The organism is Rhizobium mongolense subsp. loessense (assembly GCF_900099775.1).
Taxonomy (GTDB): domain Bacteria; phylum Pseudomonadota; class Alphaproteobacteria; order Rhizobiales; family Rhizobiaceae; genus Rhizobium; species Rhizobium loessense.
Map to the genome: position 1 here is coordinate 171352 of NZ_FMTM01000008.1, position 15028 is coordinate 186379.

Genomic DNA, 15028 nt, shown 5'->3' on the forward strand with positions numbered 1-15028 from the left:
GAACGATCCTGCGTGTTTTATGAGAGGCAGCCGCCAAAAAGCGGCTGCCGTTGAAGTATGAAGATATCAGCGGTGCGCGTTGAGCGAGATGACGTTGTGCATCGTCTCGTCGGCCGTCGACAGGAACTTCTTGATGTTTCGGGCGGCCTGGCGGATGCGATGCTCGTTCTCCACGAGCGCCAGACGCACGTAATCGTCGCCCTGCTCGCCGAAACCGACGCCCGGTGCGACCGCGACATCGGCCTTTTCGACGAGCAGCTTGGAAAATTCCAGCGAACCGAGATGACGGAACTTTTCCGGGATCTTCGCCCAGGCAAACATCGTGGCTGCCGGCGGCGGCACGTCGAAACCGGCCTTGCCAAAGCTCTCGACCATCACGTCGCGGCGGCGCTTGTAGACGTTGCGGACTTCCGCGATGTCGGAACCGTCGCCGTTCAGCGCATGCGTCGCCGCGACCTGGATCGGCGTGAAGGCGCCGTAGTCAAGGTAGGACTTGACGCGCGTCAGGGCCGCGATCAGCCGCTCGTTGCCAACCGCAAAACCCATGCGCCAGCCGGGCATCGAGAAGGTCTTCGACATCGAGGTGAACTCGACGGTGACATCCATGGCGCCAGGGACCTGCAGGACAGACGGCGGCGGCTCGCCATCGAAGTAGATTTCCGAGTAGGCGAGGTCCGACAGCACGATGATGTCGTGCTTCTTCGCGAAGGCAACGACATCCTTGTAGAAATCGAGCGTCGCGACAAGGGCCGTCGGGTTGGACGGATAGTTGAGGACCAGCGCTAAGGGCTTCGGGATCGAGTGTCGCACGGCCCGCTCCAACGGCTGGAAGAAGTTCTCGTCCGGCTCGACCGGGATCGAACGGATCACACCGCCCGCCATCAAAAAGCCGAAGGCATGGATCGGGTAGGTCGGGTTCGGGCAGAGAATGACGTCGCCCGGCGCGGTGATCGCCTGCGCCATGTTGGCGAAGCCTTCCTTCGAGCCGAGGGTCGCGACGACCTGCGTATCCGGATTGAGCTTCACGCCGAAACGCCGGGCGTAATAGGCGGCCTGTGCCCGGCGAAGACCGGGAATGCCCTTGGAGGAGGAATAGCGGTGCGTGCGCGGATCCTGGACGACCTCGCACAGTTTGTCGACGATCGCCTTTGGAGTGGGGAGATCCGGATTTCCCATGCCGAGATCGATGATATCGGCGCCGCCCGCTCGCGCGCTCGCTTTCAAACGGTTGACCTGTTCGAAAACGTAAGGCGGCAAACGCCGGACTTTGTGAAACTCTTCCATCTCTTTCCCCATGGAAATGCGGCCACCATGACCGCGCTCGAAGCTCGTTTGTTCCCGGCTGCCTGCGACACGAACTTCACAATCGCAAACGCCGTAATCATCAGACTTTCGTCCCGCGGCGAATCTTTGACGAAAGGCCGCGACAGACGCGTATTATCGGGAAAATTGCGTCTCCCGCCAGCTGCGGAAGGCTTTGCGTCCAAATCGCCTGAAAGGCAAGGCTTAATTGCCGATTGCAGAGAGCGCGTCTGTGCCGTGCTCGGCCGCAAGCTTGCGATATTCGGCCACCCGCCGCTGATATTCGGCTTCCGAAATCGTGCCTGCCTTGCGTTGGACGCGGAGTCCCGAAAGCTTCTGCCCCAAGCTTGCGGCTTCCTCGTTGCTCATCTGGGCGTTTGCTGCCGTCAGCGGCGCGCCGAAGCTCGGATAGCCGTCCGGATAATGGGCAAGGCTGCTTTGTGTCGGCTCCTCGCCCTTGGTCGGCGTCATGACGACGGCCGTCGGAGGCGCGCGCCGCGCCGCGGCGGCCGCCTTCTGCTCCGGCGTGTATGCGCATCCAGCAAGCGTCATCGCTGCGGCCGCGGCAGCGAGTGCCATGCGGGTTGCGAGTGCCATGCCTATGATGCCGTTGGTCGTCATGCCAGATCTTCCAAATCCTGAAGCCTCAGCGACTGTTAAATTTGTCGCAGCAACAAAGCAATAGCACGAGTGCGCTTGCGTTGAACTTGTTTTCTCGATCCGGGACGATGTACAACTCGATATGCAAGAGAATTGCTGCCGCCGGAGGAGACGCGTGACCGACAGCAAGCAGGAAAATGGCGGGAAGACGAAACCCTCGGGATTCGAACCGAATCTCGATCCTTACCTGTTGAAGGATCCCGAGGCGATGGCGATGAACATTGCCCGCGCGCTGGAAAACCTCGGCAAGGCGGCTTCCGTCTGGCTTGCGCCGCGCAAGAGCGGGGAAATCAACGACCGGCTCGCCGCGCCGATGACCGACATGGTCAAGACGCTCTCGAAGGTCACCGAATACTGGATGTCCGATCCACGTCGGACTTTCGAGGCGCAAACACAGCTGATGAGCAGCTATTTCGGCGTCTGGATGCGTTCGATGCAACGATTGCAGGGCGAGGCTGGCGAACCCGAGCCGGAGCGCAAGGACAAGCGCTTTTCCGACGCCGACTGGCAGAAGAACCCCTTCTTCGATTTCCTGCGTCAAGTCTATTTCATCACCGCCGACTGGGCAGAGAAAATCGTCGCCCAGACCGAAGGGCTCGACGAACATACGAGGCATAAGGCGAGCTTCTACGTGAAGCAGATCACCGCTGCCCTTTCGCCGAGCAATTTCGTCGCCACTAACCCGCAGCTCTACCGCGAAACGATCGCAACCAGCGGCGAAAACCTGGTGCGCGGTATGAAGATGCTGGCGGAGGACATCGCGGCCGGCCGCGGCGACCTGAAACTGCGCCAAACCGACATGACAAAATTCGCCGTCGGCCGAGACATGGCGCTGACCCCCGGCAAGGTGATCGCGCAGAACGACATCTGCCAGATCATCCAGTACGAGTCGTCCACGGATACGGTGCTGAAACGCCCCCTTCTCATCTGCCCGCCGTGGATCAACAAATTCTATATTCTCGACCTCAACCCGCAGAAATCCTTCATTAAATGGTGTGTCGACCAGGGCCATACCGTCTTCGTCATCTCATGGGTGAACCCTGATGCCCGCCATGCCGGGAAGGATTGGACGGCCTATGCCCGCGAGGGCATCGATTTCGCGCTGGAAACGATCGAAAAGGCCACCGATGAAACGGATGTGAACAGCGTCGGCTATTGCGTCGGCGGCACGCTGCTTGCGGCAACACTGGCCTTGCATGCCAAGGAGAAAAACAAGCGCATCAAGACGGCGACGCTGTTCACCACCCAGGTCGACTTCACCCATGCGGGCGACCTCAAGGTCTTCGTCGACGAGGAGCAGTTGGAAGCACTCGAGGCGCATATGCAGGCGACCGGCTATCTCGACGGCTCGAAGATGGCGACCGCCTTCAACATGCTGCGCGCCTCCGAGCTGATCTGGCCCTATTTCGTCAACAACTACCTGAAGGGCGAGATGCCGATGCCCTTCGACCTACTCTTCTGGAATGCCGATTCCACCCGCATGGCCGCCGCCAACCACGCCTTCTACCTGCGCAACTGCTATCTCAGGAACGCGCTCACCGCCGGCGAGATGATGCTTGGCGGCAAGACCGTATCGCTAAAAGACGTGAAGATCCCGATCTACAATCTGGCGACCCGCGAAGACCATATCGCGCCTGCGAATTCCGTCTTCCTCGGCAGCCGGTTCTTCGGCGGAAAAGTCGATTTCGTGCTGGCCGGCTCCGGCCATATCGCCGGCGTCGTCAACCCGCCCGACAAGAAGAAATACCAGTTCTGGACCGGCGGCTCCACCAGGGGTGATTACGACACCTGGCTTGCCAAAGCCGAGGAAAACCCAGGCTCCTGGTGGCCGCACTGGCACGCCTGGATCGAAGCCAAGGACGCTAAACGCGTGCCAGCGCGCAAACCCGGCGGCACGGCGCTCAACGCCATCGAGGAAGCACCGGGCAGCTACGTCATGGAGCGGGCATAGCGGCACGGCTTGCAAGGCAAACGCGTTCTTTCAAAGACGATGAGGCTCGCCGGAGACGGCCGCCAGCTCTTTCGTTGCCGCATCGCGAGAACCGGCAAACCGGGCCATTTCGTCCAACTAGATAATCCCGTAAAGGAATTAGTTACCATAGTGCGTCATGCTTGTAGGCAGTCGGCAAGTCGCATCGGGCCTCATTTTGGCCCTCTTGCTTCATTACCGGCTCCGGCAAGGGCGTTCCGCGTAAGCCGCCGGTAATGTGACGCGTTGGGAAACCGAGTAGTATGGCGTTTGCTGTTGAGACGCGTGAAAGCGTCAACCCTTTCGGCTGGGCTTTTTTTCGCTCAGTCAGGCCCCTCCGGCTTATCTCCGGAACTGCTGCAATTGGTATCGCGGTCGCTCTATCCGCCTGGACGATTGCCTCGATCGCGGCCATGCACACCTCCGCCATGCCGCAACCCGCAGCTGCGACGATCGCCGATGTCGCGATCGCCCGGAAGCCTGCTCCGCATGTTGCCACGCCTGCGCATCCGCTCATCCGCGTCGGCAAGTTCTCGCGCCTTCCGGGCCAGACGACGGTTTCGGACCGCATGGTTGCCGAAGCCTCGCCGAAATCCTCCAAGGATATGGTCGCCCTCATGCAGCGCCGCGGCCTGACGCTGCTTGCCATGCGCAACAACAGCGCGGCGATGGCCGCAGCGCTGAAGCAGCAGGCGCTGGTGCTTGCTAGCGCCGCTCCTGTTCCGGCAGTCACCGCGCCTGCGGCCCTTCCTGCACCTGACTATTCGCGTCAGACCGCCTCCGCCAAGCCGGTTGAACCGGCGTCAAGCCTCGCGCTTGCGGCCACGCTTCCTTCCGCCCAGCCGATACCTGCCGCCGCTCCTGTCGAAACCGCCTCCGCCGACACAACCACATCCGACGAGCCTTTCGGCCTGGTTCTGGCGCCTGGCACCGATATTCCGCTGCCCATGGCACGCCCCGGCAAGCCGAAGATCGACGCGCCCGAAGCCGGACCGGCTCTTGCCTATGCGCGAACGGAAAATGACGACGAGGAGATGCCGGCATTCGCCAAGCCGGCCTTGGTGCCGAGCGCCCGCAATGGGGTGGCGATCTACGATATCGAGGCCAGCATCGTCTATCTGCCGAGCGGCGAAAGGCTCGAAGCCCATTCCGGCCTCGGAGCCATGCGCGACAAGCCGCGCTACGCCGACAAGAAAATGCGCGGCCCAACCCCGCCGCACACCTATGACCTCGCCATGCGCGAAGCGCTGTTCCATGGCGTCGAGGCGATCCGCCTCCACCCCATCGGCGGCCCGCAGAAGATCCACGGTCGCGTCGGCCTGCTCGCCCACACCTACATGCTCGGCAAGCGTGGCGATTCCAACGGATGCATCTCGTTCAAGGACTACCGCCGCTTCCTTGCCGCCTTCAAGCGCGGCGAAGTCAAACGCCTCGTGGTCGTGCCGCGCCTGAAAAATCCGCCCTCTCCACGTCCAAGCCTCGCATCGCTGTTTTCGAAACGAAGCTAAGCATGCCTCGTCTCGCCGGATGGCCTTTAGCCCATCTTCGTGCGAAGGTAGGACGCGACGAGTTAGCTCGCGAATTGGAGCATTGAGATGCCGGTGGGCTTTACAAAAGGCCTCTGCCTTGATGCGAACAGGACGAACTGGGAAGGTAGCGCCCCCCGGCCTCTTTCCTGGGCGGCCTGGTATCCTGCGGATGACGGCGCAGTCGAGACGCCCGTATCTGAAGCATCTTGGTTTCGGCTGAAGCCTGTTGCGCGTGACGCGGCTCTTAAACCGGCAGCGGGGCCTCATCCCCTCGTGCTGCTCTCTCATGGCACCGGGGGAGTTGCCGCCGGTCTCGAATGGCTGGCCCATCGCCTGGCGCAGCGGGGCTTCGTCGCCCTTGCGGTCAATCATCACGGCCACACCGGTGCCGAACCCTATAGACCGGAAGGCTTCCTCTGCCTCTGGGAACGGGCAAGCGACCTTAGTGCAATGCTCGACGATCGCAACTGGCGAAAGCAACTGGGCGGAATGATCAGCGCTCACGCCTGCGTCGCTGGTTTTTCCGCCGGTGCCTACACGGCTATGTTGCTGATGGGCGCACGCGTGGCCTATTCCCAGTTTGAATCTGCAAACCCGATCAAGAGCCCGCACCGGGGACCGAGGGAGTTTCCCGATCTGGCGGACCACATATCTCCCCTGCTGGAGCGCAGCGAAGTCTTTCGCGCATCGTGGAGCCGCAGATCAAAAGACTATAGCGACCCTCGATTTGATGCTGCCCTCGTCCTTGCGCCTGGCCGCTCGGTGTTGGGCTTTTCGGCCGAAAGCCTGAAGCGGATCGCAAAGCCAATTCGCATTGTCGGCGCTGATGCGGATACCATCGCCCCTGAGCGGGAATGCTGCGGCTGGCTGCACACCCATCTGCCGGGCGCCGGGCTGGATATTCTCAAAGGCGGAGTTGACCATTACGTTTTTGTGCCGGAACCGACGCCACAAGGCCGGAAACTGGCACCGGACATATTCACGGATGCCGACGGCATCGATCGGCGGTCTATTCACGACGAAGTCGCCAGCATCGCAGCTCGGTTCTTTGGTTCCGTTGTCTGAAATCGTCTCCGAGCCTCTTTCGCCCATTAGCTCGCAGCGTATCCGCGGCCCGACATCGTCTCGAGCCATCTCACGGTATGGTGGGTCATTGCCGGAGTGTGGCGGGAATCGTCCGGTAGCTCTGCCAGCTCCGACAGCCTGTGAATACCGGTGAGGATCGCGATACGGCGCCGGTCGAGTGTCCGGCCCGACGCCTTTTCATAAGCCGCAGCGATCCGCTCCGTGAGATCCGGCGATATGAAGTTCGAATATATGAACTCCTGGTGGAGCGGACCAAAGCCGGAATCAGCAAAATCGTAGATGCCGTTGAGGCGGCCCCGCACACGGTCGAAAGCCATGTTCCATCCATGGCCGTCGAAAAAGCCATAGGTCTGCCCATGGGGATCGGGCGCAAGCCGCTCGAATGCTGCGATGATATCCTCGGCCACGCCGCGAAGTTCGGCTGGAAGGACCGGCACGGCTTTGCCGCGAAGCGTTGCAGGGCTTTGCCATGCGCCGATCGGCGAGGCGCCGGCATGCGCCATTTGCTCCTTATCGAGCCGGTGAAGTTCGGTGTAAAACTGCCCCAATGCATCGCCAAGGCGCTGGCGCGCATCCTCCGGCAGCCTGTCATATTCGGCCGTGAGCAGATGTTCGCCCTTCAGCTTCTCATGAAGAGAAAACAGGTGCTGACCTCTCTCGAAAATGCGCAGCTCCGGGACGGCCATTGAGACCCTGGGTCGCACGACAGCAAGCAGAGCGGCCTCCCTCACAAGCGCCTTTTGTGCGACCTCATTGCGGGGAAACTTGAAGATCAGCCGGTCATCCACGTCGACGGCGATCGAATCCCAGCCTACCGGGGCGAGCTCGAACGTCGATGCGGCCAAGTCCGGATACTCGCTGAGAATGATGTCCCGGAACTGATCTAACTTTTCCGTTGTCATGGTGCCTTTCGTCGATCATCGAGCAGCGCGGCAAGATACGCAATTCGGAACACTGGCAAGCCGCCTCTTAGTCACGGCCAATGCACTCTTTAAGTCAGTTTCGCATCACCCATCGAACGCCGGCAGCGGCGGCCAGGCCCAGAACTGGCCATATCGCCCAGAATATCCCGTGCCACAATAAAAGGTTGATCGCGATCATGCCAAGCCCGACGACGCCGAGGGCGGCAATGCCCCGATCGACGCGGTTCTGATTCCGCACCCATATCATTGCCGTCAGGACAGCAAAGGCGAGAAGTGGCCATGCCGCCCAGAAGAAGCCTCGCCAGGAGAGAAGATTAATGAGGACCAGCACAGCACTCAACAAGGCGAGCAGACCAAACATCTTGCGAGCCTTTGCGCCAAGCGGCCGATTGGTCATTGCCGGAGCGTCCGGGTGGTTCACTGGAGCCTCCGGCTGCGGTGCGCTCTTTATGCCTTCGCCGATGCGCACGGCATAACTCGGCACGGGCTCTGTGACATTCTTCACCAGCAAAGGCCCGAGAAAATCGAAGCCGACGGCCACCTTGTTGCGGACCTGATCGTAGACAGTATTCGATATCACGATCCCGCCGGCGGTGGCAGACGCCTGCAGCCGCGCGGCAATATTGACGCCGTCACCATAGAGATCGTCGCCTTCGACGATCACATCGCCGAGATTGATGCCGATCCGAAACAGCATGCGAGCGTCCGCCGGCCGCGTAGCGTTCATGCCCGCGAGCTCGTTCTGAACGTCGACTGCCGCGCGAACCGCCTCCACGACGCTCGGAAAATCGGCGATCAATCCGTCGCCCCAAGTATTGATCACCCGCCCTCCATGCAACGCGATGAGCCGCGACATCGCATCGCGATACCGCTTCAGCATCGCCAGGGTGCCCTCCTCATCCGCACCCATCAGGCGCGTGTAATCCTGCACGTCGGCGGAGAAGATGGTGGTCAGCTTGCGTCGCGTTTCGCTCATGATGTCCCGCCGCGTTTCCTTGTGTCCAGTCAGAAAAGCTAGGGCAAGTCCTCAATAAATCCGGTTCTGTAAGCGCGATTTGCGCATTGTCCATTTCGCCCCGAAGGGGCTTAGGCGCTAGAAACATGGCGCCGGCAAGCGCCATATTTCACTTCCACGCGGGAATTTCCATCGCGCCGTCCGAGTGGAGCGCAAGACGAAAAACACGGGGTGAAACCCACCGCGTGACCGGAAAGGCATACCGATGCAGCTTATCGAAGTGGTACAAATCTCTTGGTAGCGGTTGATCGCGATGGACGAACGCGGCATAGCTGCATTATGTACGATGAGGACAATCTCCGCTAAGGCCCTGCAATGGTGAATTATATCGAAGCCTCCTCCGCGCCGCCGAAGAATACCGGCGCCATCCGGCTCTATGGTCCCGAGGCCTTCGAGAGCATGCGCAAGGCGTGCCAGTTGACCGCTCGCTGCCTCGACGAACTCGCGGCGATCGTCAGGCCGGGGCTTCCGACCGACGCGATCGACCGGTTCGTCTTCGAATTCGGCATGGACAACGGCGCCCATCCCGCGACGCTCAATTATCGCGGCTATACCAAATCCACCTGTACCTCGATCAACCACGTCGTCTGCCACGGCATTCCGGACGCAAAACCGCTGCGCGAAGGCGATATCGTCAATATCGACGTCACCTTCGTCCTCGACGGCTGGCACGGCGATTCCAGCCGCATGTATCCGGTCGGGCAGATCAAGCGTGCCGCCGAACGTCTCCTCGAAGTCACGCATGAAGCGCTGATGCGCGGCATTGCCGCCGTCCGCCCCGGCGCGCGCACCGGCGCGATCGGCGAGGCGATCCAGACCTACGCAGAAAACGAGCGCTGCTCGGTCGTCCGCGATTTCTGCGGCCATGGGGTCGGCCGCCTCTTCCACGATTCGCCGAACATCCTGCATTACGGTCGGGCCAACGAGGGTCCGGAGTTGCGCGAAGGCATGATCTTCACGATCGAGCCGATGATCAATCTCGGGCGTCCGCATGTGAAGGTGCTTGCCGATGGCTGGACGGCGGTCACGCGCGACCGGTCGCTCTCGGCGCAATACGAACACACCGTCGGGGTCACGGCCGGCGGCTGCGAGATCTTCACCCTTTCGCCCGTCGGCCTCGACCGTCCAGGCCTGCCGCTCAGCGGGTGAACGCAGATCGCGTCCGCCAGAACCATGAACTGCCTTTCGGCTTAGGCCCACCATTGGCCGGTTGACGAGCGCCAATTCCTAGCCTAACAGCCGGCTAAGCCTGCGTAATCCGCAAACAGACCGCGTGCCCGGCTCACTCCAAGGAAGAACTATCACGGCCATCGTGAGCGGCTACGCGGCCGCTTCCGCGACCTCGGCGATGCCGCACTTGCCGTTACGAAAACCTCGATTGCCGCTGTTCAGGCTGATCCCGCGGCGCGATGCGTAGCCGATCGCTTCAGGAAGGTCGAGGTCGCCAAGTTCATCGAAACTGTGGAGCAAGTGCACCAGGGTGAGGGAATGGCTCGATTGAGCCATTGTTGAAATTATCAGTGCCGACCATGAGCTAAAGGTCGTAGCGCGGACAACCCATCACCTACTCTGTCCCCTGTGAGCGGTAATGATCCACGCGCGCGAATCAAACAGTACGCCCTGCGTGGTCATGTGCGTCTCCAGTAAATCGCGCAGTCGCTGCAATGCCTTGTCGGGCGCTGCATCGGTTCGCGCCAGCGCGTCCTTCACAAGATAGAGATCGTTGAGCGCGTCAAACGCGCTATCGACGTCTGGCCCATAGAAAACCGGTTCTCGCACGTCGATAAAATCGATCGAAACAAAGCCCGCTGTGCTCAGAAGGTCTGTAGCGATCATGGGATCGCCAAGTGAAAACGGTGTGAAAGCAGCTGCGGAAACCGCGGTTCCGGGGGCCAAGGTTCGCCGAATGGCACCAGACCACTCGTTGCGCTCCTGGCTCTGCCAAACCATCCATACAAGGCGCGCGCCCGGACGCATCGCCCGGGCGACATTGGCAAACGCCGCCACCCGATCAGCAAAGAACATCACGCCAAACCGGCTGATGCAGAGGTCGAATCTGGCAGCGGGAAATGCGTGGTGCTAGGCATCACCGTGCTCAAACGAAACATTGTGCAACCTGCTTCGTTGGAACGTCGTCGCGCAACCTCGAGCATCTCGAAGGACGTATCCACGCCGAGCGCGCCGCCTTGCACCGCGACACGGGCCGCCTCACGAGTCGATTGTCCTGCCCCGCAACCGATATCGAGCACGCGGTTACGTACTCCAACGCACGCGGCGGCGCGCAAATGCCCGTTGTGTCGCTCTAATTCTGCGAATCGCCGTGCGCGGTCGCATGCAGTTCGGGGTCGAAGTCGTTCACTTGTCGCACAGAGCCTGACGGATCTGTCTGCCGAGTTGGCGAGTGTCGGAGACCGGGACGTCGGCTTCCTGTAGCGCCGGCGTGGCCGGGGCGACGAATTCCATCATGGAACACCCGCACCCGACCCGCGCTGTTTGCCGCCAAAGGACTGCGCACGCACGACATCTACATTCCCGACCTGCACCGGGACACAATTAAGGTGAGGACGCGGGATTTCCGCAAGCGTCGTCAAATCCAGACTGCCTACGACGGGGCCCTATCAAACCGCCGCTGCATCCGGTAGGTTTAAGCCTTCGCCTTACGGGCCTTTACCTTCAGCCGCACCAGCGGCCAGATCGTGCGGACATCCGGAGAAGAGCCAATAGCAATGTGACCGTCACGAAGTCCGCAAGGAGTATCGCATGAACAAGCCCCTGAGCCAGAGCGAGACACCCTTCACTAGGCCCGGTCACGAGGCGGAACCGCACGCAGCAACCGTCGCGATCCACGCGAATATGGCGATCGAGCACATCCTTCAAGCTCTCCCCGAAGCCGTCTATACGACCGATGCGTCAGGACTGATAACCTTCTACAACGAGGCGGCCGCCGAGATGTGGGGAGTGAGGCCCGAGCTCGGGAAGAGCGAATTCTGCGGCTCCTGGAAGCTATATTGGCCGGACGGCACGCCCCTGCCACATGACGAATGCCCTATGGCCGTGGCGCTGCGCGAAAAGCGCCCGGTACGAGGGCTCGAAGCGTTTGCCGAGCGACCGGACGGCCGCCGGGTCCTGTTCCAGGCCTTTCCGACTCCGATCTTCGACGCCGAGGGCACGCTCGTCGGTGCGGTCAACATGCTCGTCGATCAATCGGACGCTGCTGTCGCCGACGAAGCCGCGCAGCGGGTCGCAGCTATCGTCGAATCATCCGACGACGCCATCCTGGCAAAGGATCTCAACGGCACAATCACCGACTGGAACCGCGGCGCCGAGCGGCTTTTTGGCTATACTGCCGAAGAAGCCATCGGCCGCTCGGTCACCATGCTCATCCCACTGGATCGAGCCGACGAGGAGCCGAACATCCTCGCCCGGCTTCGACGGGGCGAAAAGATCGACCACTACGAGACGATCCGCCGGCGCAAGGATGGGAGCCTTGTCGAGATATCCTTGTCGGTGTCGCCGATCCGAAATCGCGCAGGCCAAGTGATCGGCGCATCCAAGATCGCGCGTGACATCACCGAACGCCGGCGCGCCGAAGAGCAGCAGCACCTTCTCCTCCGAGAGATGGATCACCGCGTCAAGAACCTTTTCACACTGGCGAGCAGCGTCGTGTCGCTGAGTGCGAGAAGGGCGACGACACCGCGCGAGCTCGCCACAGCAGTTTCTCAAAGGCTGGGAGCGCTCGCCCAGGCTCACGCCTTGACGGTGGCCCGGACATCCCGGGCGTCGGACCGCATCGAGCAGGCGACCACGCTCCATACCCTGTTGCGGACGATCCTTGCGCCATATGATCGCGGCCCAGACACAACCACACCCCATGCGGTCGTCAGTGGCCCCGACGCGACGATCTCCGGGGGGTCTCTCACGAGCTTCGCGCTGCTGTTGCACGAGTTTGCGACCAATGCCGCGAAATATGGGGCGCTGTCGACCGACAAGGGTTGCGTCGAAATCGCGTGCGAAGAGGAAGGCGACACCTTCGTCCTCACCTGGACCGAGCGAGACGGCCCGCCCGTAATGCAAGCCGATGACGGGGGCGGCTTCGGCACGACTCTCGGCCACGCCACAGTCCGTAGCCAGCTCGGCGGCGAGATCCAGCGAGAATGGAAGCCGGAAGGCCTCGTCATTCGCTTGTCAGTTCCGCGCGATCGCCTGCAAGCCTGACGGCAGGCCGCACAACGATCTCGGCCCACTTAGCCGAGCCGAGCTTGGCTCCTTCAGCCACGCCCCGGTCACCACAGCGCGGCTTCCGCTCGGTCTGGAATCGAGGTGACATCCACGCTATCGCCACCGTCTTGCATGTTCAACCAACGCGCGTAGCTTCGGGGCGAGATTCCGCCGGTTGGGAAAATAGAGAAAAAAGCCCGCAAACGGCGGGCAATACTCTTGGAGGATAGGCACCAGCTTGCCGGATGAGACGAAGGGGCCGAAGGTCTCCTCCATGCCAAAGGTTATGCCCCCCCCGGCGCAGGCCGTGCGGATCATCAGCCACATATCATTGGTAGTGATCTGAGGATTGACCGCCACGTCAAACTCACGTCCATTTTCACCAAACTCCCAGCGGTAAGGCGCGGTGTGCGGCGCGGGACGCCAACCAATACAGCGATGCTGGGCCAGTTCCGAGGGATGCGAGGGCTTCCCGAAGCGCTCGATATAGGAAGGCGCGGCAACCGCGATCTGACGTTGCTCGCCGGACACCGGGATAGCGATCATATCCTGGTCTATCACTTCGCCAAGCCGCACCCCCGCGTCATATCCCTCTGCCACAATGTCGAATTCTTCGTCCGTGACGGACAGATCGATCTGAACGGCAGGATAGGCGTCCGCAAAGCTCGACAGCAGTGGTCCTGAGATGAACCGTTCCGCGATCGAGGACACTGCCAGCCGCAAAAGGCCGCTTGGAGCGATGTCTCGGTCCGCGGTGGCGTTCAGGGCCAGGCCGACCTCCGCAATGGCTGGCGCCACGCGCTGGTAAAGCTGCTCGCCAGCTTCTGTCAGGCTGACGCTCCGGGTTGTTCGCTGAACGAGCGCGACGCCAAGCCGATCTTCGAGGCGACGGATCGACTGGCTCACCGCTGGCCGCGTGACACCTAAGTGCTCGGCGGCCGCGCGGAAGCTCCGTGCCTCCGCGACGGCCAGAAAAACAGAGATGCCATTCAGATCCACAGCCATTGGTTAGTCCAACTTACCAGCGTGGTCACGATTGGGCAAGTTGTCCGCTCCTCATGCAGCCTCTACGTTTTGGCTCGGTGAATTGGAGATGGCCAACAAGATGATGCTCGAGAACTACAAGCTGCTAGGACGCTCAGGTTTGCGTGTTTCGCCCATAAGCCTGGGCACCATGACCTTCGGGTCGGATTGGGGTTGGGGCGCCGACAGTGTCGAAGCCCGCCGCATCTTCGATCTCTATGTCGATCGGGGCGGCAATTTCATCGATACCTCGGTGAACTACACCAACGGCGCCGCCGAACGCTTCCTCGGCGAATTCGTCGGCGACAAGCGTGAGCGGCTCGTCCTCGCGACGAAGTTCACGATGGCCCGCGAGCCTGGCAACCCCAATTCGGGCGGCAATCATCGCCTTAACATGATGCGGTCTGTCGAACAAAGTCTCAGGCAGCTTGGCACCGATCGCATCGATCTCTTCTATCTGCACGGATGGGACATGACGACCCAGCCAGACGAGGTGATGCGCGCCCTCGACGATCTCGTTCGGTCGGGAAAGGTTCTCTATGTCGGCATCTGCAATACGCCGGCATGGCGGATCGCCGAAATGCAGACGTTCGCCGACATGCGCGGGTGGTCCCCCTTCGTCGCGCTCCAAATCGAATACAGTCTCGTGGAACGCACCGTCGAGCACGAGCTCATGCCGATGGCCGCATCCTTAGGACTTGGCGTGCTCCCGTGGTCGCCGCTAGGCGGCGGCATGCTGACCGGCAAGTACTCCCGAGCAGATGTTCAAGATTCCCGTGAAGCGGCCGTGTCTCCCAGCCGCAAGGGCGTCATCGCCTCCTCGGGGCATCTTAACGAGCGCGCCATCCAGATCGCGCACGAGGTTCGCACCGTTGCCCAGGAAATGGGCTCGACACCGTCTCGGGTAGCGCTTGCATGGACGCTGGCGAATCCCACGGTCGTGTCGCCCATCATGGGCGCCCGCACAGTTGCCCAGGCGGAGGAAAATCTGGGCGCTCTGGACGTGGCGCTGTCGCCGGAGCAGCTCGATCGCCTCAACCGAGTAAGCGGCCCAGATCCGATATTCCCTGCCCGTTTCGTAGATCGCCCATTGGTTCAGCAACTCATCTTCGGCGGAGCTTGCGTGGCTCGCCGCCTCTGAACTCAGACGAAGAAGACCGACATGCATGACGGCGGTTGTCCAGACAGTGCCTTCTCGCCCTTCAGCAACACAAGAAAGCAATGACACCCATGACCTTTTCTTCACTGACCGATCGCCTCACCGCTGGGGGCCGCAAACTGCTGGTCGCGTCAGCATTCTTGG

General features: G+C 61.4%; 11 protein-coding genes and 2 pseudogenes. 7 read left to right on the forward strand and 6 right to left on the reverse strand.

Going from position 1 to position 15028, the window contains the following annotated elements:
• Nucleotides 1-66: 66 nt before the first annotated feature.
• Entirely contained in the window at nt 67-1284 is a 1218-nt protein-coding gene (locus tag BLP23_RS23700; RefSeq protein ID WP_092587198.1) for an LL-diaminopimelate aminotransferase, read from the reverse strand.
• Between the two features lie 222 nt (nt 1285-1506).
• Nucleotides 1507-1923: a hypothetical protein gene (locus tag BLP23_RS23705; protein ID WP_092587199.1), complete on the reverse strand. Its 417-nt coding sequence runs from the start codon at nt 1921-1923 to the stop codon at nt 1507-1509.
• A gap of 154 nt (nt 1924-2077) precedes the next feature.
• Between BLP23_RS23705 and phaC the strand changes: the two genes are divergently transcribed.
• From phaC to BLP23_RS23720, 3 genes are all read left to right on the forward strand, one after another.
• Nucleotides 2078-3913 carry a class I poly(R)-hydroxyalkanoic acid synthase gene (phaC, locus tag BLP23_RS23710; RefSeq protein WP_092587200.1) on the forward strand — a complete coding sequence of 612 codons (1836 nt, stop codon included), beginning with the start codon at nt 2078-2080 and terminating at the stop codon, nt 3911-3913.
• A 281-nt stretch (nt 3914-4194) separates the two neighbouring features.
• Nucleotides 4195-5439, forward strand: coding sequence for a DUF2778 domain-containing protein (locus tag BLP23_RS23715; protein WP_092587201.1), 1245 nt, complete (start codon nt 4195-4197; stop codon nt 5437-5439).
• 87 nt (nt 5440-5526) lie between these two features.
• Nucleotides 5527-6525, forward strand: coding sequence for an alpha/beta hydrolase family protein (locus tag BLP23_RS23720; RefSeq protein WP_092587202.1), 999 nt, complete (start codon nt 5527-5529; stop codon nt 6523-6525).
• Between the two features lie 26 nt (nt 6526-6551).
• Here BLP23_RS23720 and BLP23_RS23725 read toward each other — a convergent pair whose 3' ends face one another.
• A complete protein-coding gene (locus BLP23_RS23725) occupies nt 6552-7448 on the reverse strand; it encodes a phosphotransferase family protein (RefSeq protein ID WP_092587203.1) in 897 nt (298 codons plus the stop codon).
• 94 nt (nt 7449-7542) lie between these two features.
• Nucleotides 7543-8445 (reverse strand): adenylate/guanylate cyclase domain-containing protein, encoded by a 903-nt coding sequence (locus BLP23_RS23730; protein WP_092587204.1) that lies wholly within the window; start codon nt 8443-8445, stop codon nt 7543-7545.
• Nucleotides 8446-8799: 354 nt separating this feature from the next.
• On the opposite strand from BLP23_RS23730, the gene map reads away from it, so the two are divergent.
• Together map and BLP23_RS35465 are read left to right on the forward strand one after the other, a co-directional pair.
• Nucleotides 8800-9633, forward strand: coding sequence for a type I methionyl aminopeptidase (gene map / locus BLP23_RS23735; RefSeq protein WP_092587205.1), 834 nt, complete (start codon nt 8800-8802; stop codon nt 9631-9633).
• Between the two features lie 147 nt (nt 9634-9780).
• A pseudogene (locus BLP23_RS35465) lies at nt 9781-9895 on the forward strand (RadC family protein); the annotation flags it as partial.
• A 149-nt stretch (nt 9896-10044) separates the two neighbouring features.
• On the opposite strand, the pseudogene BLP23_RS23745 reads toward BLP23_RS35465, so the two are convergent.
• Nucleotides 10045-10733, reverse strand: a pseudogene (locus BLP23_RS23745) (class I SAM-dependent methyltransferase).
• A gap of 511 nt (nt 10734-11244) precedes the next feature.
• On the opposite strand from BLP23_RS23745, the gene BLP23_RS23755 reads away from it, so the two are divergent.
• Nucleotides 11245-12699 carry a PAS domain S-box protein gene (locus tag BLP23_RS23755; protein WP_092587207.1) on the forward strand — a complete coding sequence of 485 codons (1455 nt, stop codon included), beginning with the start codon at nt 11245-11247 and terminating at the stop codon, nt 12697-12699.
• Between the two features lie 117 nt (nt 12700-12816).
• On the opposite strand, the gene BLP23_RS23760 is transcribed toward BLP23_RS23755, so the two are convergent.
• Nucleotides 12817-13707 (reverse strand): LysR family transcriptional regulator, encoded by an 891-nt coding sequence (locus BLP23_RS23760; RefSeq protein ID WP_092587208.1) that lies wholly within the window; start codon nt 13705-13707, stop codon nt 12817-12819.
• Nucleotides 13708-13795: 88 nt separating this feature from the next.
• Here BLP23_RS23760 and BLP23_RS23765 point away from each other — a divergent pair, with 88 nt between their 5' ends.
• Nucleotides 13796-14866, forward strand: a complete 1071-nt coding sequence (locus BLP23_RS23765; RefSeq protein ID WP_407691806.1) for an aldo/keto reductase — start codon at nt 13796-13798, stop codon at nt 14864-14866.
• Nucleotides 14867-15028: the final 162 nt, after the last annotated feature.

Bases quoted from the DNA above. Each gene is read 5' to 3' on its own strand.
- BLP23_RS23700 (WP_092587198.1), bottom strand. From the start codon at position 1,284: ATGGAAGAGTTTCACAAAGTCCGGCGTTTGCCGCCTTACGTTTTCGAA.
- BLP23_RS23715 (WP_092587201.1), top strand. From the start codon at position 4,195: ATGGCGTTTGCTGTTGAGACGCGTGAAAGCGTCAACCCTTTCGGCTGG.
- BLP23_RS23765 (WP_407691806.1), top strand. From the start codon at position 13,796: ATGGCCAACAAGATGATGCTCGAGAACTACAAGCTGCTAGGACGCTCA.
- BLP23_RS23705 (WP_092587199.1), bottom strand. From the start codon at position 1,923: ATGACGACCAACGGCATCATAGGCATGGCACTCGCAACCCGCATGGCA.
- BLP23_RS23730 (WP_092587204.1), bottom strand. From the start codon at position 8,445: ATGAGCGAAACGCGACGCAAGCTGACCACCATCTTCTCCGCCGACGTG.
- BLP23_RS23760 (WP_092587208.1), bottom strand. From the start codon at position 13,707: ATGGCTGTGGATCTGAATGGCATCTCTGTTTTTCTGGCCGTCGCGGAG.
- BLP23_RS23720 (WP_092587202.1), top strand. From the start codon at position 5,527: ATGCCGGTGGGCTTTACAAAAGGCCTCTGCCTTGATGCGAACAGGACG.
- map (WP_092587205.1), top strand. From the start codon at position 8,800: ATGGTGAATTATATCGAAGCCTCCTCCGCGCCGCCGAAGAATACCGGC.
- BLP23_RS23725 (WP_092587203.1), bottom strand. From the start codon at position 7,448: ATGACAACGGAAAAGTTAGATCAGTTCCGGGACATCATTCTCAGCGAG.
- BLP23_RS23755 (WP_092587207.1), top strand. From the start codon at position 11,245: ATGAACAAGCCCCTGAGCCAGAGCGAGACACCCTTCACTAGGCCCGGT.